At 54.6% G+C, this 18,152-nt stretch carries 19 protein-coding genes and 1 rRNA gene; 19 read left to right on the forward strand and 1 reads right to left on the reverse strand.

Features of this window, described 5'->3' with window-relative positions; translation table 11 throughout:
- Positions 1 to 52 precede the first annotated feature (52 nt).
- The 17 genes from nadA (at position 53) to lysS (ending at position 16,265) form a co-directional block, all read left to right on the forward strand.
- Positions 53 to 991, forward strand: a complete 939-nt coding sequence (gene nadA, locus AC27KL_RS27125; RefSeq protein WP_212952160.1) for a quinolinate synthase NadA — start codon at positions 53 to 55, stop codon at positions 989 to 991.
- 37 nt (positions 992 to 1,028) lie between these two features.
- A complete protein-coding gene (gene nadB, locus AC27KL_RS27130) occupies positions 1,029 to 2,645 on the forward strand; it encodes an L-aspartate oxidase (RefSeq protein WP_487171713.1) in 1,617 nt (538 codons plus the stop codon).
- The gene (gene nadC / locus AC27KL_RS27135; protein WP_487171714.1) at positions 2,635 to 3,495 is read left to right on the forward strand and encodes a carboxylating nicotinate-nucleotide diphosphorylase; all 861 of its coding nucleotides are present in this window, start codon (positions 2,635 to 2,637) and stop codon (positions 3,493 to 3,495) included. The genes nadB and nadC overlap by 11 nt, the downstream gene beginning before the upstream one ends.
- Positions 3,496 to 3,511: 16 nt before the next feature.
- Positions 3,512 to 4,279 carry a type III pantothenate kinase gene (locus AC27KL_RS27140; RefSeq protein WP_339322874.1) on the forward strand — a complete coding sequence of 256 codons (768 nt, stop codon included), beginning with the start codon at positions 3,512 to 3,514 and terminating at the stop codon, positions 4,277 to 4,279.
- A gap of 153 nt (positions 4,280 to 4,432) precedes the next feature.
- On the forward strand, positions 4,433 to 5,314 hold the full coding sequence (gene hslO, locus AC27KL_RS27145; protein WP_036712801.1) for an Hsp33 family molecular chaperone HslO: 882 nt from the start codon (positions 4,433 to 4,435) through the stop codon (positions 5,312 to 5,314).
- A gap of 19 nt (positions 5,315 to 5,333) precedes the next feature.
- Positions 5,334 to 6,293, forward strand: a complete 960-nt coding sequence (locus tag AC27KL_RS27150; RefSeq protein WP_487171715.1) for a peptidyl-prolyl cis-trans isomerase — start codon at positions 5,334 to 5,336, stop codon at positions 6,291 to 6,293.
- A 276-nt stretch (positions 6,294 to 6,569) separates the two neighbouring features.
- On the forward strand, positions 6,570 to 7,508 hold the full coding sequence (gene cysK, locus AC27KL_RS27155; protein WP_036712783.1) for a cysteine synthase A: 939 nt from the start codon (positions 6,570 to 6,572) through the stop codon (positions 7,506 to 7,508).
- A 161-nt stretch (positions 7,509 to 7,669) separates the two neighbouring features.
- The gene (locus AC27KL_RS27160; protein WP_487171716.1) at positions 7,670 to 9,274 is read left to right on the forward strand and encodes an anthranilate synthase component I family protein; all 1,605 of its coding nucleotides are present in this window, start codon (positions 7,670 to 7,672) and stop codon (positions 9,272 to 9,274) included.
- Positions 9,271 to 9,852, forward strand: coding sequence for an aminodeoxychorismate/anthranilate synthase component II (pabA, locus tag AC27KL_RS27165; RefSeq protein WP_339322877.1), 582 nt, complete (start codon positions 9,271 to 9,273; stop codon positions 9,850 to 9,852). Before AC27KL_RS27160 ends, pabA begins: the two co-directional genes overlap by 4 nt.
- A complete protein-coding gene (locus AC27KL_RS27170; RefSeq protein ID WP_487171717.1) occupies positions 9,849 to 10,757 on the forward strand; it encodes an aminotransferase class IV in 909 nt (302 codons plus the stop codon). The genes pabA and AC27KL_RS27170 overlap by 4 nt, the downstream gene beginning before the upstream one ends.
- Positions 10,738 to 11,616 carry a dihydropteroate synthase gene (folP, locus tag AC27KL_RS27175; RefSeq protein ID WP_212952168.1) on the forward strand — a complete coding sequence of 293 codons (879 nt, stop codon included), beginning with the start codon at positions 10,738 to 10,740 and terminating at the stop codon, positions 11,614 to 11,616. Before AC27KL_RS27170 ends, folP begins: the two co-directional genes overlap by 20 nt.
- Before the next feature lie 7 nt (positions 11,617 to 11,623).
- Positions 11,624 to 11,986 (forward strand): dihydroneopterin aldolase, encoded by a 363-nt coding sequence (folB, locus tag AC27KL_RS27180; protein ID WP_212952169.1) that lies wholly within the window; start codon positions 11,624 to 11,626, stop codon positions 11,984 to 11,986.
- A gap of 64 nt (positions 11,987 to 12,050) precedes the next feature.
- The gene (gene folK, locus AC27KL_RS27185; protein ID WP_036712785.1) at positions 12,051 to 12,599 is read left to right on the forward strand and encodes a 2-amino-4-hydroxy-6-hydroxymethyldihydropteridine diphosphokinase; all 549 of its coding nucleotides are present in this window, start codon (positions 12,051 to 12,053) and stop codon (positions 12,597 to 12,599) included.
- Complete coding sequence (locus AC27KL_RS27190) at positions 12,551 to 12,754, forward strand: helix-turn-helix domain-containing protein (RefSeq protein WP_487171718.1); 204 nt, start codon at positions 12,551 to 12,553, stop codon at positions 12,752 to 12,754. Before folK ends, AC27KL_RS27190 begins: the two co-directional genes overlap by 49 nt.
- A gap of 54 nt (positions 12,755 to 12,808) precedes the next feature.
- Entirely contained in the window at positions 12,809 to 13,831 is a 1,023-nt protein-coding gene (gene dusB, locus AC27KL_RS27195) for a tRNA dihydrouridine synthase DusB (RefSeq protein ID WP_487171719.1), read from the forward strand.
- A 274-nt stretch (positions 13,832 to 14,105) separates the two neighbouring features.
- On the forward strand, positions 14,106 to 14,582 hold the full coding sequence (gene greA, locus AC27KL_RS27200; protein ID WP_160045468.1) for a transcription elongation factor GreA: 477 nt from the start codon (positions 14,106 to 14,108) through the stop codon (positions 14,580 to 14,582).
- 165 nt (positions 14,583 to 14,747) lie between these two features.
- Positions 14,748 to 16,265, forward strand: coding sequence for a lysine--tRNA ligase (lysS, locus tag AC27KL_RS27205; RefSeq protein WP_339325260.1), 1,518 nt, complete (start codon positions 14,748 to 14,750; stop codon positions 16,263 to 16,265).
- A gap of 147 nt (positions 16,266 to 16,412) precedes the next feature.
- Here lysS and AC27KL_RS27210 read toward each other — a convergent pair whose 3' ends face one another.
- The gene (locus AC27KL_RS27210; RefSeq protein ID WP_487171720.1) at positions 16,413 to 17,000 is read right to left on the reverse strand and encodes a TetR/AcrR family transcriptional regulator; all 588 of its coding nucleotides are present in this window, start codon (positions 16,998 to 17,000) and stop codon (positions 16,413 to 16,415) included.
- Between the two features lie 105 nt (positions 17,001 to 17,105).
- On the opposite strand from AC27KL_RS27210, the gene AC27KL_RS27215 reads away from it, so the two are divergent.
- Positions 17,106 to 17,639 (forward strand): hypothetical protein, encoded by a 534-nt coding sequence (locus tag AC27KL_RS27215; protein WP_487171721.1) that lies wholly within the window; start codon positions 17,106 to 17,108, stop codon positions 17,637 to 17,639.
- A 430-nt stretch (positions 17,640 to 18,069) separates the two neighbouring features.
- Positions 18,070 to 18,152 (forward strand): 16S ribosomal RNA (locus tag AC27KL_RS27220); the annotation flags it as partial.

The following is an 18,152-nucleotide window of genomic DNA, read 5'->3' on the forward strand; positions in this document are numbered from 1 at the left end:
TTTCACAATATCATGGATCATGTGATGACCTTATTAAAGGAGTGGGTTTCTGGTGGAAGCTCTGGCGCTGCAGCATAAAGAGGAGCAAAAACGGGAATTGACCGAGAAGCTGATGCAGCTCAAAAAAGAAAGAAACGCAATTATTTTGGCTCACTATTATCAACGGGACGAAATTCAGGAGGTTGCCGATTTCCGCGGTGATTCCTTTTTGCTTGCGCAGAAAGCCGCGCAAACGGATGCGGAGACGATCGTTTTTTGCGGCGTGCATTTCATGGGGGAAAGCGCCAAAATTTTGGCTCCGAACAAGACGGTTTTGATTCCGGACGAACGCGCAGGCTGCCCGATGGCCGACATGGTGAACGTGGATGGGCTCCGCAAGCTGAAAGCCCAACATCCGAACGCCAAAGTCGTTACATATATCAACTCCTCCGCCGACGTGAAAGCGGAAACGGACATTTGCTGCACCTCTTCCAATGCGGTGAAGGTGATCCAATCGCTGGATTGCGACGAGATCATTTGGGTGCCGGACAAAAACCTCGGCCATTACGTACAGCAGCATACCGACAAAAAAATGATCATTTGGGAAGGTTACTGCAATACGCATGACATGCTGACCGTAAAAGACGTTGTGGAAATGAAAGCCAAACATCCGAACGCCCAGTTCGTCGTGCATCCGGAATGCCGTCCTGAAGTGGTTGCGATGGGAGATTTCGTAGGCAGCACGACGGCGATCATCGATTACTGCAAAAAGTCGGATTGCCAGGAGTTTATCGTCGGAACCGAAGACGGCACGGGCTACCAGCTTCGCATGGACAGTCCGCACAAGACCTTCCACTTTGCGACCAAATATTTGGTATGTCCGAACATGAAGGTAAACAATCTTAAAAAATTGGTGAAGTGCCTTGAAACGATGAAGCCGCAAATTTACGTACCGCCGGCCGTCGCAGACAAGGCCCGGATTTCTTTAGAGCGCATGTTACAAGTACAGTAGCATGCGCTACTCTTTCTCTAAGACAGGTGAATGATGCATGATTCCTCAGTATTTGGTTGATTTTGACCTGCAGTCCTTGCCTTGCGTGGAAACCGATGTCATCGTGGTCGGCTCCGGCATTGCGGGCTTGTATACGGCCATTGAGGCGGGGAAAGACCTGAACGTGCTTATGATTACGAAAAACGCCCTTCTGGAGAGCAATACCCGCTATGCGCAAGGCGGAATCGCCGCCGTGACTTCGGAAGACGACTCTCCGGCATACCATCGTGAGGATACGCTGATGGCAGGCGCGGGGTTATGCTCGTCGGCTGCGGTCGATATTCTCGTGAATGAGGGGCCTGAAGGCGTCAAAGAGCTAATCCGGCTGGGCACGGCCTTCGACGAGATCGACGGGGAGCTTGCGTTGACGCAGGAGGGCGCCCACAGCCGCCGCCGGATTTTGCATGCCAACGGCGACGCGACGGGTTTTGAGATCGTTAGGGCGCTGGCGGCGCAGGTACGGGGCCATGAACGCGTCCAAGTATGGGAGCATCATTTTGTGATCGACGTCATAACGACCGGAAACGAATGCGTCGGGGCGCTCGTACAGCGTCCCGACGGCCAGAGAGTGTATGTCAAGGCGGCGGCTACCATTCTGTGCACGGGTGGGGCCGGACAGCTTTATCGCTATACGACGAATCCGGAGGTGGCTACCGCGGACGGAATTGCCATCGCTTACCGGGCGGGCGCGCAAATCCGCGACATGGAATTTCTCCAGTTTCATCCGACCGCGCTTTGTTACCCCGGTGCCCCGCGTTTCCTTATTTCCGAGGCGGTGCGGGGGGAAGGGGCCGTGCTGCGCAACATTAAGGGCGAACGCTTCATGGAAAAATACCACGAGCTGCTTGAGCTGGCGCCGCGGGACATCGTGGCCCGGGCCATCCTCAGCGAGATGGAGGAAACGAAGGCGACCTTCGTGTATTTGGATATTACGCACGAACCGCAGGACGTTATCAAGCGCCGTTTTCCGACCATTTACGAAACCTGCATGAACTATGGCCTGGATATGGCAACGGATTGGATTCCCGTCGCTCCGGCTGCGCATTATATGATGGGCGGCGTTAAAACGGACCTGAACGGGGAAAGCAGCGTAGCCAGGTTGTTCGCCTGCGGGGAAGTCTCTTCGACCGGCGTGCATGGGGCCAATCGATTGGCGAGCAACTCGCTCTCCGAAGCGATCGTGTTCGGCAGACGGATCGTAAACCGGATTCGCGCTTTGGCCCCCGTGGTCGGTTCAATCGACTTGTCCCATCAGCTGGAGGGCCGGACCGGCGCTCCCAAGCAGGCGGTCATCGAACGGCGGCTCAAGCTGCAGAAGGTGATGGTGCGGTATGCCGGACTGCGGCGCACCGGAACGATGCTCCGCAAAGGGATGGAGGAGCTGCAGCGGCAGCTGCCGATTTTCCAGTCGGAGCTCACGAAGAAAGAGGAGTTCGAATTCGCCAACATGCTGACCAGCAGCATGCTGGTAACCCGGGCCGCGCTCGAACGAACGGAAAGCCGGGGCGCCCATTACAGGGAAGATTACCCTCAAAGAGACGACGCCGTGTGGCGCAAACATCTGCTGCAGCGGCGCGAAGATGAAATGATGGAGGAATTCAGCGATGATGTTTAACGGATATAACGAAGGTTTGGTGGAATCCATCCGTTTATGGTTGAAGGAGGACGTCGGATCCGGCGATGTGACGACGATGGCCACCATTCCCCCGGGCCACGAGTCCAAGGGCATCATTCATGCCAAGGAGGACGGCGTCGTGGCCGGCATTCCGGTTGCGGAGCTGGTGTTTCAAGTGGTGGATCCCGGACTGTCGTTTACGCCTTGCGTAAAGGACGGAGACCGCGTTACGAAGGGGACCGTGCTGGCTGTCGTCGAAGGGAGCACGCACCATATTTTGACGGGGGAACGGCTTGCGCTGAATCTTTTGCAGCGCCTCTCCGGCATTGCCACCCGGACCCGCATGTTCGTGGATAAGCTTGAAGGTTTGCCTGCCCGGCTCGTCGACACGCGCAAAACGACGCCGGGTCACCGCATGCTGGAGAAATATGCCGTGCGGGTCGGGGGCGGTGCCAATCACCGTTTTGGGCTGTATGACGCCGTCATGATTAAGGACAACCATATTAAAGGAGCGGGCGGAATTCGCCTGGCGGTTGAACGGGCTCGCGCCCATATTCCCCACACAATGACCATTGAGGTGGAAACGGAGTCGCTGGAGCAGGTAGAGGAGGCTTTGGAGGCCGGGGCGGACATCATCATGCTGGACAACATGGACAAAGCGATGATGAGAGAGGCGGTCAGACGGATCAAAACGAAGGCGCCGCATGTCCGCGTCGAGGCTTCCGGCAACGTTTCGCTGCAAACGGTCAAAGAAATTGCCGAGTGCGGGGTTGACGTCATATCCGTGGGGCGGTTAACCTATTCTTTTGAGAGTCTTGACATCAGTCTGGATCTCAATGCTGTAAAATAAAGGAGGGATCGTCCCCATGATCCTTGTCATCGACATCGGGAATACCAACATTGTACTGGGCATCTATAGAGGGCGAGAGCTTCTTCACCACTTTCGTCTAAGCACCATCCGTCAATCGACATCGGATGAATACGGCGTATGGTTTCACAATTTGTTCCATATGTCAGGGATTAACGTTTCGGACATTGAGGGCGTCATCATGTCCTCCGTCGTTCCGCCGATGGTTCATGTGATCGACCAGACATGCCGTAAATATATTCGCAAACACCCGCTTATGGTCGGACCGGGCATTAAAACAGGCTTGAATTTGCGCAACGAAAACCCGCGCGAGGTCGGCGCGGACCGGATCGTGAATGCGGTGGCCGCGGTCGAGCTGTACAAAGGGCCGCTGGTCGTGGTCGACTTTGGGACGGCAACGACGTTTGACTGCGTCGACGAAAAAGGGGATTATCTCGGAGGCGCCATCGTGCCGGGCATCGGCATTTCGACGGAGGCTTTGGTCGAACGGGCGTCCAAGCTTCCGCGCATCGAGCTCGAAAAGCCGAAAAAGGTGATTGGCCGCAACACGGTGCATGCCATGCAGGCCGGGATCATTTACGGGTATGCCGGTCAGGTGGACGGCATCGTCAAGCGGATGAAGGAGGAAATGCGTTCCCCTTCGCTGAAGGTCGTAGCCACCGGCGGGCTGGCGGAGCTGATCGCCAGCGAATCGGAAGCGATCGATGAGGTCAACCCGATGCTGACGCTCGAAGGGCTGCGGATTATATATGAGCGCAACAAATAGCAAACGTCCGGTTTGAACCTGACCTTCGTTTTTGGGGAACGATAAGCGAAGGGAAAGCCGTTTTGCGCCCTCATAAGGGGTGTCATCGAACATATCGTAAATGAAAGCGGACTACAATATCTTCAAATTCAAAGCAAGGAGTCTAAGATGGACATGGAAAATAAACAAGACGGCCTCATTCGAGGCACCGCCATGGGCGGGCGCGTCCGGGCTTTCGCCGTAAGGACGACGGCGCTCGTCGAGGAATTGCGGCGAAGACATGATACGTGGCCTACTGCTACGGCCGCCATGGGGCGGACGCTGACGGCAGGCGCCATGATGGGGGCCATGCTCAAAGGCGAGGAGAAATTGACGATTCAGGTAAAAGGCGACGGCCCGATCGGCCAAATTGTCGTCGATGCCAACGCCAAAGGCGAAGTTAGAGGTTATGTGGACGAACCGCATACCCATTTGCCGAGCAACAGCCAAGGTAAGCTGGACGTCGCCGGCGCGGTCGGCCAGGGCTTTTTGCACGTGACCAAGGACTTGGGCCTGAAGGAGCCGTACCGCGGCAGCGTTCCGATCATTTCCGGGGAGCTGGGCGAAGATTTCACGTACTATTTTGCCGCCTCCGAACAGACGCCATCGGCGGTAGGGTTGGGCGTCCTGGTAGCACCCGACAATTCCGTCATCGTGGCCGGCGGTTTTATCGTGCAGCTGCTGCCGGGACTCAGCGATGAGGAAATCACCGTGATCGAGCGGGCCGTCGGAGCCATGCCGCCGGTGACGTCGCTGCTCGATCAGGGGCTGGAACTGGATGAAATGCTGCGGTGGCTTTTGCCTGACGTGGAAGTCCTTGAGCATATGGATATCCGTTTCCAGTGCAAATGCTCGCGGGAACGGGTGGAACAGACGCTGGTCAGCCTCGGGAAGGATGAGCTGGAGCAGCTGATCAAGGAAGACGGCCATGCCGAAGTCGTGTGCCATTTCTGCAACGAAGCTTACAGCTTTAATAAAGAAGAATTGCAGCAGATTCTGGACAGAGCAATTCGTTAAGGCACGGGATGACAGGATGATGACCAGACAAGAAAAGGCATTATGGGCCGCAGTCATCATTTTGGCAGCGGGCGTGTTGTTTATGGGGAGCCTCATCGTCATCCGGGGGCTAAAGCCCGCCGGGACCGTGCATGAACCGGATGAAGAGCAGGGCGGCCTGAAAGCCGTCGCTGCTTTCGACGGTCAGATCATCACGGAGGACGAGTGGGTCGAAGAGTTGAAGCGGACGCATGGGAAGAACATGCTTTTGCAGATGCTGAACCAGAAGGCGGTGGATGCCGAAGCCAAAGCGCTGCAAATCCGGGTAACGCCGGAGGAAATCGCGGAGAAGGTCAAAGCCGATGCCGCCGGATACGAGTCGGAGGAAGCTTATTTTCAATCGATGTACGCCCAATTGGGCCTTTCCCCCGCGGATATTCGGGCGGAAGCAGCTTACCAATTGACGCTCGAAAAAATCGCTACCCTCCATATTGATATTAGCGATGCGGACGTGGACAGGTACCTGGAGGAGCATCGAGAGGAATTCGAGCCGAAAAAGCAATACGAGCTGGCGTGGATCAAGCTCAAAAGCCGTAAAGCCGCCAATGAGGCGCTGGACCGCCTTGAACGGGGAGAGGATTTCGGCAAGCTGGCCGAAGAGCTGTCCCTCGACGAATATACCCGCCTGCAAGGTGGCCGCCTCGGTTGGATTGAAGAAGACGATCCGTTCGTTCCGGCGGAGCTGCTCGACGCGGCCAAGGAGCTGCAGACGGGGGACATTGCGGGTCCGATCCAGCTTCAGGACGACGGATACGCGGTGATGCAGGTCATCGATATCCAAGAAACGGAGAAACCAAGCAGCGAGGACATCCGGGAGGGCATCCGCAAACAGCTCGCTTTGAACGAAGCCGTCCCGTTAACGGAGCTTGAGGCGCAGCTTCGGGATAAATACGGCGCTAAAATCATAGCCGAAACCCCGCCCGGGCAGGGGGCGAGATAATGCCTTTTTCAAACCTTTGCCGAGTGGATCTGCGGATCCATGAAGCGAGGGTTGTTTTTTTGGAGTCAGGCCGGGGTGCCTTAGGCCGGATGCGGAAATGAAGCGCTGCTCATGCAGGGTTCGTATTGACATTCGGAGGGAAGGTTGTTAAGATAAAGGTACTAAATACCTACTTATTTACTCGGATATAAAATCGGTTTTTACAGCCAGACGCACGAACTGAATCCGCATACATCTTAAAACGAATTTTACCGTTCAAAAGGGAGGATTTTTACTATGGCTAAAGTCGTGAATAATGTTACTGAATTGATCGGCAGCACCCCGCTTGTTCGTTTGAACCGTCTGGTTCCGGAAGACAGCGCGGAAATTTACCTCAAGCTCGAATACCAAAACCCGGGAGCAAGCGTTAAAGACCGGATCGCCATCAGCATCGTGGAGGAAGCTGAAAAGGACGGCACGCTGAAACCCGGCGGCACGATCGTGGAAGCAACAAGCGGCAACACGGGGATCGGCCTGGCGATGGTCGCTGCGGCGAAAGGATACAAAGCGGTGATCGTCATGCCGGAAACGATGAGCTTGGAGCGCCGCAACCTGCTTCGCGCCTATGGAGCTGAGCTGGTGCTGACTCCGGGAGCGGAGGGCATGAACGGAGCCGTTAAAAAAGCCGAGGAAATCGTACGGGAGAACCCGGGTTATTTCATGGCTGAGCAGTTCAAAAATCCGGCCAACGTAAAAATCCACCGCGAAACGACGGGTCCGGAAATCGTTGAAGCGATCGAGTCCATCGGCGGCACGCTGGATGCGTTCGTAGCGGGCATCGGTACGGGCGGCACGATCTCCGGCGCGGGCGAAGTGCTGAAAAACCGTTTCCCTGATATCAAAATCGTTGCGGTCGAACCAGCGGCTTCCCCGATTTTGGCCGGCGGCAAGCCGGGTCCTCACAAGATCCAGGGTCTTGGCGCGAACTTCATTCCCGACATTTTGAACCGCGAAATCTATGACGAAATCATTCATGTCGAGAACGAAGAAGCTTTTGAAACGGCGCGCCGCGTAGCGAAAGAAGAAGGCGTCCTTGCCGGCATTTCTTCCGGCGCAGCGGTATATGCCGCGCTCAAGGTGGCCAAGGAACTCGGAAAAGGAAAACGCGTCGTCGCGATCATCCCGAGCAACGGCGAACGTTATCTCAGCACGCCGCTCTATAACTTCGAAGGTTAATTCGAACATTATTAGCCCTGCTTCCGTTTTTACGGCGGCAGGGTTTTTTTGGGGAATCGGGCGTTTTCGGCAAAAAACCGGGAAAGGGCCTTTTCAAAAGGGGAGCGGGCAAGTATACTGACAACCAATAGAGAAGCTTTTGCAGCGAAAGGAATGAAGAAATGAACGGGGAAAGCGTCATTACGTTGAAGCATTGGAAAAGGTGGGCCGAGAAAGGATATACGATGCTGCCTTTTGTACTCGAGGCGGATTGCCGGGGGAAAAGCAGCGGTCTGCCCGCGTCTTGGTCGCATGCCTGGAAACAGGCGTCTCCGCATTCCTTTGTCCTCGAGAGCGGCAAGGATGGACGTTACACCTATTTGGGGCTGGAACCTGCATCGGTATTGCGGGGGAAGGGAGAAGAAGCGCGCGTAACCTGCCTTCAGGAAGGCAGCACGGCATGTTCGGCAGCATCTCCGCTTAAGGCTATAAAACAATGGATGGCGCCTTACACTGGGCCTGCGCCGGAGGACCGGGCCGATTTGGCGGCCGACCTGCCGCCGTTTCTTGGGGGATGCGTCGGTTTCCTGGGTTACGATGTCGTCCGGTTCCTCGAAGAGCTTCCGGCTACCGCTGCCGACCATCCGGATGTCCCGGATTACCTTTGGATGTTATTCGACGAGATTTGGATCTATGACCATGCTAGGCAAAAACTCTTTTGTGCGGTCCATGCGAACGTAAAGGCAGATACTGACCTGGGCGGGGCTTACGATGCCGCCCGGGAAAGGGCCCAAACGATGTGTGACCGATGGTCCCGGTTTACGGTACAAGCGCGAGACGAGATCGAAGAGGAACGGCTGCATCGGCAAAAACACGTGGAGGACGGGCAAACGGAGCTGGATTCGGGCGAATGGCCCGGCATGGAAAGCGCCTTTACGCGCGAGGCTTTTGAACGGGCGGTCACGGCGATCCAGGATTATATCCGGCAGGGAGACGTATTTCAGGTCAATTTGTCGCTCAGGCAGGAACGGAAGCTGCAATCCGAACCGGAACGGATTTATGAATGGCTGAGAGTATTGAATCCGTCGCCGTATATGGGAATGCTTCGTTCTCCGGGCTTCAGCCTTGTGAGCGCATCTCCCGAGCTGCTGGTCAAGCGGCAAGGGGACCTGATCGGAGCCCGTCCGATCGCCGGCACGCGGCGCCGCGGGCATACGAAGGCGGAGGACGAGGCGATGGCCGCCGAGCTGTTGGGCAGCGAAAAGGAACGCGCGGAACATGTCATGCTGGTGGATCTTGAGCGCAACGACATCGGCAAAGTGGCCGCCTACGGGACGGTCAGGGTACCGGAGCTGATGACCGTCGAGCAGTACTCCCATGTCATGCATCTGGTTTCCCAGGTGGAGGGACGGCTCGCACCGGGCAAAGACGCGTTTGACGTGATTGCCGCCCTCTTCCCGGGGGGCACGATCACGGGAGCGCCGAAGGTGCGCACGATGGAGATCATCGAAGAGCTGGAACCGGTCAGACGCGGCCCGTATACGGGCTCCATGGGCTGGATTGACTACAATGGAAATTTGGAATTAAATATTATCATAAGAACGCTGGTCGTTTTGGACGGGATCGGCATGATTCAGACCGGCGCGGGCGTCGTGATCGACTCCGAGCCATACCGCGAATACCGCGAATGCCATAATAAAGCCAAAGCCGTCGTCAAGGCAGTCCTTTTGAGCGAAAAGGAAGCGGCTGCCCGGTCGCAGCGGCGTGAAGAGGAGATGAGAGCATGATTCTGGTGATCGACAATTACGACTCTTTTACGTATAACCTGGTTCAATATCTCGGGGAACTGGGGGAAGAGGTCAAAGTATTCCGCAATGACGAAATCGACATCCAAGGAATCGAAGCGCTGGCTCCCGATCATATTCTGATTTCGCCAGGGCCGTGCACTCCGAATGAAGCTGGAATCAGCCTCGAGACCATTGAGCATTTTAAAGGCAAGGTTCCGATTTTTGGCGTATGCCTTGGGCACCAGGCCATCGGACAGGCATTCGGCGGCAAGGTCGTTCGGGCCGAGCGGCTGATGCACGGCAAAACGTCGCCGATTTTGCATCAAGGAACGTCGGTATTCGAGGGATTGCCGTCGCCGTTTACGGCGACGCGGTACCATTCCCTGCTGGTGGAGCGCAGCACGCTGCCCGATTGCCTCGAAGTTACCGCAGAAACGGAAGAGGGCGAAATTATGGGACTTCGCCACAAGGAGTACCCGATCGAGGGCGTTCAATTCCATCCGGAGTCGATTATTACCGACCATGGACACCAGATGCTGCGCAATTTCCTGAAGCGGACGGCGACGACGGGCGCATGAATCGGATTCTGATAAACGGTCAATGTATGGATGCTTCTGCTGCCGTGGTCTCCGTAATGGATCACGGCTTTTTATACGGCATGGGTTTGTTCGAAACGCTCCGGACCTATGGCGGGAAGCCGTTTTTGCTGGAGCGGCACTTGGCTCGACTGACGGCGGGCTGCAAAACGCTGGGCATCGACGTTTCCGCGCTTCCGGATGCCCTGCAGCTGGGGGAATGGATTGCCGAGCTGATGGAGGCTAACGGGCTGGTGGAAGCGTATGTCCGTTACACGGTCAGCGCGGGGGAGGATACGCTCGGATTGCCCGCGGGAATGTATAGCCGTCCCGCTTCGGTGCTGATGGCGAAACCGCTGCCCGAGCCGGCGCCGACGCTGTATACCCACGGCAAACCTCTTAAACTGCTGGGCACCCGGCGAAATTCGCCGGAAGGCCCCGTCCGTTTGAAGTCGCTCCATTACATGAACAACATTTTGGCGAAGAGGGAGCTTTCCTCCGATCCCGAAGCGGTGCGGCTTCATGCCGAAGGCTTGATGCTGAATGCGGACGGGCATGTGTCGGAGGGGATCGTGAGCAACGTCTTTTTCGCGAAAAACGGAAAGGTCTGTACGCCGGATACGGCTTGCGGCCTGCTGCCCGGCATTACGCGCGGGTTGGTTTTGGAGCTGGCCTCGGAGGCGGGAATACGCTGCGAGGAAGGGTTTTACACTTGGGAAGACTTGCGGGAAGCGGATGAAATCTGGCTGACCACTTCCATTCAGGAATTGGTGCCCGTCACCTCGTTGATCGACCCGGACGGCACGGTTTCGATCATCGGCGAAGGGCGAATCGGACCGTTAACGGATATACTGCTGCGGTTGTACCGCCGGCAAACGGGAGGCTATCATGAAAACGACAATCTATGAACGGACATACCGGATGGGCGAAGCGGTGCTTGAGCTTGGTGCATCCACCAAAATTATGGGTATTTTGAACGTAACCCCCGACTCATTTTCGGATGGAGGCCGGTACGTCGACCCGGATCAAGCGGTTCGGCATGCCTTGCAAATGGTGGAGGACGGGGCGGACTTGATCGACATCGGAGGCGAATCGACGCGGCCGGGTTACGAGCCGGTGTCCGCGGAAGAGGAGCTGCGCCGGATTATTCCGGTCATTGAAGCGCTGCACCGGGCCGCCCCCCATATCCCGATCTCGGTGGATACGTATAAAGCGGAGGTAGCGCGGGAAGCGATCCGGGCGGGAGCCCATATCATGAACGATATTTGGGGAGGCAAAAAGGACCCGGATATGCTCAAAGCGGCCGCCGAACTCGGCTGCCCGATTATTTTGATGCACAACAGGAAAGATATGAACTACGGCGATTTTACGGCCGACGTCGTGCGGGACCTGCAGGAAAGCGTCGAATTGGCGCTGAAGGCCGGCGTTGCCGGTGAACGGATCATTTTGGATCCGGGCGTCGGTTTTGCGAAAAATTTGCCGGAAAACCTGCAGATCATGACGCAGCTTGACCGGCTCGTCGGGATCGGTTATCCGGTGCTGCTCGCGACCTCCCGCAAAAAGTTTATCCGTACCGTGCTGGATCTTCCGGTTGGGGACGTCGTCGAAGGAACGGCGGCCACGGTCGCGTTCGGCATTGCCCAAGGCTGCCAAATCGTGCGCGTTCATGACGTGAAACAAATCAAGCGGACCGTGGATATGTGCGACGCGATGCTGTATGCCTCGCCGGATACGAGAAGGGTACGCGAACATATTACGGAGGGATGACGGATCCATGGATAAAATGAAGCTGCATCGGATGGAATATTACGGGTACCACGGTGTGTTTGAAGAGGAACGCAAGCTGGGCCAACGTTTCTATATCGATTTGGAGCTGGAGCTCGATTTGCGGGAAGCCGGCCGAAATGACGATTTGAGCAAAACGGTAAATTATGCCGAAGTGCACGAGCTCGTGAAAAAAGTCGTTGAAACCGAGTCTTTCCGCCTCATCGAGGCGCTCGGCGAACGTGTTGCATCCTTGTTACTGGACACTTATACTAGTATCGATGCATTGACGGTCAAAGTGACCAAACCGCACCCTCCCTTTGACATCCATTTTCAGGGGGTCACCGTGGAGCTTCACAGAACGAGGAGTTAGCAAAGAATGAGCGGCTGACGAAGCCTTTTTGCTAGTCCCGAGAACAAGAAAGCGAGAATCTGCCATGAATGCACAATCCACCTCTGAGTCATCAGAGGCTTATATTGCTTTAGGGGCCAATTTGGGCGACCGCGAGGAAACGCTGATGGATGCGGTGCAACGTCTCGATCGGCATCCGGACGTCGCGGTGCTCGAATGTTCCGATTTATATGAGACCGAGCCGGTCGGTTACGTCGACCAGCCCCTTTTTCTGAATATGGCCGTACGGGTTCGCACCACGCTCGATGCTTACGGACTGCTGCACGTCATGCAGCAAATCGAAAAAGACCTTGGACGCGTTCGGCATATACGCTGGGGCCCGAGAACCGTCGATTTGGACCTGATCTGGATGGAGGGGCGGCGGGAAAACACCGAGGAGCTGATTTTGCCCCACCCTCGCATGGAAGAGCGTTTGTTTGTGCTCGTCCCTTTGAAAGACGTCGTGCCGGAGGGCGAATCCTCCGGATTGCGGCCTATCCTGTTCGCAGCGTTGGAAAGACTGGATGGAAAGGACGGTTTACAGCTTTGGAAAACATGCAGCTGGCACAGCGCATCCGCGCCTTTCGGAAGTTAAAAGGATACACGCAGCAGGAGCTGGCGTCGGGATGCGGCATTTCGCTGACGGTGCTTGGCGCCATCGAGCGGGGCAACCGCCATGCCGACGAGCGCACGCTTGCGAAAATTGCGGAGGTACTGGGCATATCGCCCGAGGAGCTTACCAATCCTTAGAGTTACGGGTATATAAATGATTACATGAAGTCAAAGGAGCGACAAAGAGATCCCATGTTGAAAATTGGCGATATTGAAATGAAAAATCAGGTCGTCCTCGCTCCGATGGCGGGTGTCTGCAATCCGGCTTTCCGGTTGATCGCCAAGGAGTTCGGAACCGGACTGGTTTGCGCGGAGATGGTTAGCGGCAAAGCGATCGTCCACGGCAATCGGCGCACGCAGGAGATGCTTTTTGTCGACGAAAGGGAGAAACCGCTCAGCCTGCAAATTTTCGGAGGCGACCGCGACTCGCTCGTGGAAGCGGCGAAGGTCGTGGATAAACAGACGAATGCCGATATTATCGACATTAACATGGGCTGCCCTGCGCCCAAAGTGACCAAAATCGACGCAGGCGCCCGCTGGCTGCTCGATTCCAACAAAATTTACGAAATGGTAGCGGCCGTGGTGGATGCGGTAGACAAACCGGTGACGGTCAAAATGCGCACGGGTTGGGACAGCGACCACATTTTCGCGGTCGAAAACGCCCAAGCGGTGGAACGCGCCGGAGGGAAAGCGGTCAGCATACACGGCCGTACCCGCGAACAGCTGTATACCGGCCATGCGGACTGGGATATTATAAAACAAGTCAAAGAGTCGGTATCGATCCCGGTCATCGGCAACGGGGACGTGGTTACCCCCGAGGATGCCCGACGGATGTTGGACCAAACCGGAGTCGACGGGGTCATGATCGGCCGCGGAGCGCTGGGCAATCCATGGATGCTGTACCGCACGATCGAATATTTGAAAACCGGGGAGCTGCTGCCGGAACCGACGGCCGAGGAGAAGATCCGCATCGCGATTTTGCATATGGACCGTCTCATTGCGTTGCGGGGAGAAGCGGTGGCCGTACGCGAAATGCGCAAGCATTTGGCCTGGTATTTGAAAGGGCTCAAAGGATCCGCCCGCATCAAAGACGAAATCATGGAAGGAACGAAGCGGGACGAAATGGCCCGAATTTTGGAAAATTTCGTTGCAAGCCTCAAAGAGAGGGAGCAACTGGAAGCAGAAGCGGTTGAGGAGGCGGCGGTTCCCCGGTAATTCCGCCATGTCATGACCATGCATATACAAAATTGCGCGCGATTGACATTTTGAAATGCTTACCATATAATTTTTCAGTATAAATTCGACTTTATCCTTAAAACAGCAGAGGGATGTTCTGATCCTTCACACTTTGCATAAATATAGATTGATCTAAAGCAAGCTGGGTAGTTCATTCTATACTCGTTTTTTTGATTCCGTTTCATAATGGGTGGAATGGGTTATGAAACCGAATCGCTTTAAATTCATTTATATGACAGGAGAATCGGTTAAGATGAGCGATAAAGAAGTCATTCTGACACAGGACGGACTCAAAAAGCTGGAAGACGAACTCGAGAACCTGAAATCGGTCAAGCGGCGCGAGGTTGCGGAACGGATCAAAGTAGCCATCGGCTACGGCGATATCAGCGAAAACTCCGAGTACGAGGATGCCAAAAACGAGCAGGCCTTTATTGAGGGGCGCATCATCACCCTTGAAAAAATGCTTCGCAATGCGCGCATCATCAACAACGACGAAATCAATACCGATATTGTCGGGGTTGGCGCGACGGTGATCGTGCAGGACATGGAGTACGGCGACACGATGGAGTATACGATTGTGGGCACGGCTGAATCCGATCCGCTAAACAACAAGATTTCGAATGAAAGCCCGGTCGGCAAGGCGATCTTAGGCAAGCAAAAAGGAGCCGTCGTGGACGTAAACGTGCCTGCCGGCGTGATCCAATACAAAATCATCGATATCAAGAAATAAGATCGGCGTGCTTTAGGATTGTAAGAAAGAGCTTCCTTTAGGAAGCTTTTTTTCAGATATATAGGATGAAATGGGAATGAATTCATGTATTCCCCGGTTATGTCATGCAGTACCCTGTTTTTCTTGGAAGGACAGGCAGTAGGATTGAAGGAGTGACGAATGAAAATGTCGGAAGAAGTAAACAACCACGAACAAGAAATGGAACTTAGCGAAATGCTGCAAATTCGCCGCGGCAAGCTGGACGAGCTGCGGGGCCTTGGGATTGATCCTTTTGGAAAAAAATACAACCGCACCCATCATGCGGGAGAGCTGCTTAAGAAATATGACGGTATGACCAAAGAAGAGCTGGACGAGCAGCATATCGAAGTGAAGGTAGCGGGCCGGATTATGGCCAAACGCGGCATGGGGAAGGCGATTTTTGCCCATATTCAGGATCTCAGCGGCAAAATCCAAATTTACGTGCGTCAGGATTCCGTGCCGGAAACGGCTTTTGAAGCGTTCCGCCTGCTTGATCTCGGGGATATTGTCGGAATCGCCGGCACGATGTTCAAGACCAAAACGGGAGAGACGACGATTAAAGCGAGCGAAGTCGAGGTTCTCGCGAAGTCCCTCAATCCGCTGCCCGACAAATATCACGGCCTGAAGGACGTCGAGCTTCGTTACCGTCAGCGTTACGTGGATCTGATTATCAATCCGGAAGTACAGCAAACGTTTATCGCCCGTTCCCGGATCATTCAGTCGATGCGCCGCTATTTGGACTCCCAGGGTTATCTGGAAGTGGAGACGCCGACGCTGCATGCCATCGCAGGCGGCGCTGCCGCTAAACCGTTCATCACGCATCATAATGCGCTCGACATGGAGCTTTATATGCGCATCGCGATCGAACTTCACTTGAAGCGCCTGATCGTCGGCGGCCTGGAAAAAGTATACGAGATCGGACGCGTATACCGGAACGAAGGCATTTCCACCCGCCACAACCCGGAATTCACCATGATCGAGCTGTATGAAGCTTATGCCGATTACAAGGACATCATGAACTTGACGGAAAACATGATTGCCCACATCGCGCAGGAAGTGCTCGGCACCCAGGTCATCAATTACCAGGGGCATGAGGTCAACCTCGCACCGGGCTGGCGCCGCGTGTCCATGGTGGATGCGGTTAAAGAAGTCAAAGGCGTAGACTTCGGCGTGCACATGACGGATGAAGAGGCGCATCGCCTTGCCAAGGAGCATAACGTCAAAGTCGAGCCGCATATGACCTTCGGCCATATTCTGAACGCGTTCTTCGAGGAATTTGTAGAGGAAACGTTGATCCAACCGACGTTCGTTACCGGGCATCCGGTGGAAATCTCGCCGCTGGCGAAGAAAAACGAAGAGGATCCGCGTTTTACGGACCGCTTCGAGCTGTTTATCGTGGCGCGCGAGCATGCCAATGCCTTCAGCGAGCTGAACGACCCGATCGACCAGCGCCAGCGTTTCGAAGCACAGCTCAAGGAACGGGAGCAAGGCAACGACGAAGCGCATGAAATGGACGAGGACTTCCTGAATGCGCTCGAATACGGCATGCCGCCTACAGGCGGACTCGGCATCGGCGTGGACCGTCTCGTGATGCTGCTGACCAACTCGCCTTCGATCCGCGACGTACTGTTATTCCCTCATATGAGAAACCGTACGCAGGAGTAGCTTAAATCGGTTTAACGGGGAAGACGAATTTCATGACCGGATTCATCGGACTTCTTGGGACATGGAGATGAAGATTCGCCGCAAGCTTTTATAACATAAGAAAAAAGGAACAGCGTGACGGGGTCACGTCTGTTCCTTTTTTGCGTTTCATTCGGATGGGCGGCAAAGCGACTGAAGATGACGATATACGGTTCTGCGCATCAAGTCCGCCGGCAACTTTTCCGGCCTGAGTACGGCATGGATGGCCAATCCGTCGATCAAGGCATAAAAGCGTTCGATTTCAAGCTCGGCGTCCAAATCTGGGGCAGCCAGGTTTTTGGCGGCCAATCCATCCATGATTTCAATAAAAATGGACCTGAGCCCATCATCGACTTCCAGGCGATATCTAGCGAGATCCTTGTCGGACAGCGATTTGACGACAAAAGCGAACCAGACCTCCATTTCGAGCCGTTTCTCCTCGTCCGTAGGCAGAATCTCGTCGACGAGGAGAGGAATGTCCGTCAAAAGGTCCCCGCTGAAATCAATGTTGGCGATCCGTTTTCCGACACGGTCGGAAACCATCTTCATGGCATAGAAGAGCAGTTCCGAATGCGTCGAGAAATAATGGCGCATCGAACCCACGGACAATCCGGCCTCGTCCGCGATGTTCCGGACCGAAGCCTGGTCCAGCCCCATTTTTTGAATGACGCGCCAGGTGGCTTCCGCAACTTTTTCCCTTTGTTTTTCATGATCCACGATTTTAGGCATGTCCTTAGTATAACATTTCCCTTGTTTTTTTAATACAGTCGTGATAAATTGTTTTTAATACAATTGTTCTAAAAAGGGAAGGGTGAAGCCATCATGATTGCAGCTTTGATTGTGGCGTGCGAAATCGGATTTTGGGTGCTGGTTCTGGCCGGTCTTAGCGCCAGGTATATTGCGGGATGGAAGCGCACGGGAGCCATCTTGCTCTTTGCCACGCCGGTTGTCGATATTTTTCTTATCGCGTTTACGGTCATCGATTTGCGCAGCGGAGCCACGGCGGAATTCATGCACGGGTTGGCCGCGATATATATTGGGGTCACCGTCGCATACGGACATCGAATGATCAAATGGGCGGATGAACGTTTTGCATACCGCTTTGCAGGAGGGGAAAAGCCGGCACCTGCGCCGAAGTACGGAAAAGAGCGCGCCCGGCGCGAGCGGGAAGGGTGGTACCGGCATTTGATGGCGTGGGTTGTGGGCGTCGTTTTGCTGATGCTGATGATCTGGATGGTAAATGACCCTTCGAGGACGGAAGCGTTAAAAGGCATACCGAGGATGTGGGGCATGATTTTGGCGATCGATTTTTTAATCAGCTTCAGCTATACGATTTGGCCAAAAGAGCAAAAGTAGCGGGGATGGGATATAGGAAGATTCGACCGAGCAAAGCAATGGATTCTACCTAAATACCGTTCTTATATCCCTGAACATATTAATTTCAAAAAAAAGCTTGCAAGCTAAATAGATTCATGATATATTATTATTCCGGCCGATAAATGCGCTATGCATTTAAAGCCAGCAAGCTTTAAAGCTTTGAAAAAACAATTTCAAAAAAAGCTTGCATTAAGAAACAAAACATGATATATTATAAAAGTTGCTGCTGAACACAACGGCGGTGACGAAAACGAAAAGTTTGATCTTTGAAAACTGAACAACGAGTGAGATACAGGCTTTGCTTGCAAAGCCGATCGCGAAGCAAATTGGTTCGAGTCTTTTGGCTGAATGATTTGTGGAGCACAAATGAGAATTAAATTCTCGTCAGATTCAAAATGAGTCACAAACTTTCTTGGAGAGTTTGATCCTGGCTCAGGACGAACGCTGGCGGCGTGCCTAATACATGCAAGTCGAGCGGACTTGATGAGGAGC

It is taken from the genome of Paenibacillus sp. YAE3 (assembly GCF_057546105.1).

What these genes read in the sequence shown, in the direction of transcription:
- nadB (WP_487171713.1), top strand. Translation starts at nt 1,029, where the DNA reads ATGATTCCTCAGTATTTGGTTGATTTTGACCTGCAGTCCTTGCCTTGC.
- nadC (WP_487171714.1), top strand. Translation starts at nt 2,635, where the DNA reads ATGATGTTTAACGGATATAACGAAGGTTTGGTGGAATCCATCCGTTTA.
- AC27KL_RS27140 (WP_339322874.1), top strand. Translation starts at nt 3,512, where the DNA reads ATGATCCTTGTCATCGACATCGGGAATACCAACATTGTACTGGGCATC.
- hslO (WP_036712801.1), top strand. Translation starts at nt 4,433, where the DNA reads ATGGAAAATAAACAAGACGGCCTCATTCGAGGCACCGCCATGGGCGGG.
- AC27KL_RS27150 (WP_487171715.1), top strand. Translation starts at nt 5,334, where the DNA reads ATGACCAGACAAGAAAAGGCATTATGGGCCGCAGTCATCATTTTGGCA.
- cysK (WP_036712783.1), top strand. Translation starts at nt 6,570, where the DNA reads ATGGCTAAAGTCGTGAATAATGTTACTGAATTGATCGGCAGCACCCCG.
- AC27KL_RS27160 (WP_487171716.1), top strand. Translation starts at nt 7,670, where the DNA reads ATGAACGGGGAAAGCGTCATTACGTTGAAGCATTGGAAAAGGTGGGCC.
- pabA (WP_339322877.1), top strand. Translation starts at nt 9,271, where the DNA reads ATGATTCTGGTGATCGACAATTACGACTCTTTTACGTATAACCTGGTT.
- AC27KL_RS27170 (WP_487171717.1), top strand. Translation starts at nt 9,849, where the DNA reads ATGAATCGGATTCTGATAAACGGTCAATGTATGGATGCTTCTGCTGCC.
- folP (WP_212952168.1), top strand. Translation starts at nt 10,738, where the DNA reads ATGAAAACGACAATCTATGAACGGACATACCGGATGGGCGAAGCGGTG.
- folB (WP_212952169.1), top strand. Translation starts at nt 11,624, where the DNA reads ATGGATAAAATGAAGCTGCATCGGATGGAATATTACGGGTACCACGGT.
- folK (WP_036712785.1), top strand. Translation starts at nt 12,051, where the DNA reads ATGAATGCACAATCCACCTCTGAGTCATCAGAGGCTTATATTGCTTTA.
- dusB (WP_487171719.1), top strand. Translation starts at nt 12,809, where the DNA reads ATGTTGAAAATTGGCGATATTGAAATGAAAAATCAGGTCGTCCTCGCT.
- greA (WP_160045468.1), top strand. Translation starts at nt 14,106, where the DNA reads ATGAGCGATAAAGAAGTCATTCTGACACAGGACGGACTCAAAAAGCTG.
- lysS (WP_339325260.1), top strand. Translation starts at nt 14,748, where the DNA reads ATGTCGGAAGAAGTAAACAACCACGAACAAGAAATGGAACTTAGCGAA.
- AC27KL_RS27215 (WP_487171721.1), top strand. Translation starts at nt 17,106, where the DNA reads ATGATTGCAGCTTTGATTGTGGCGTGCGAAATCGGATTTTGGGTGCTG.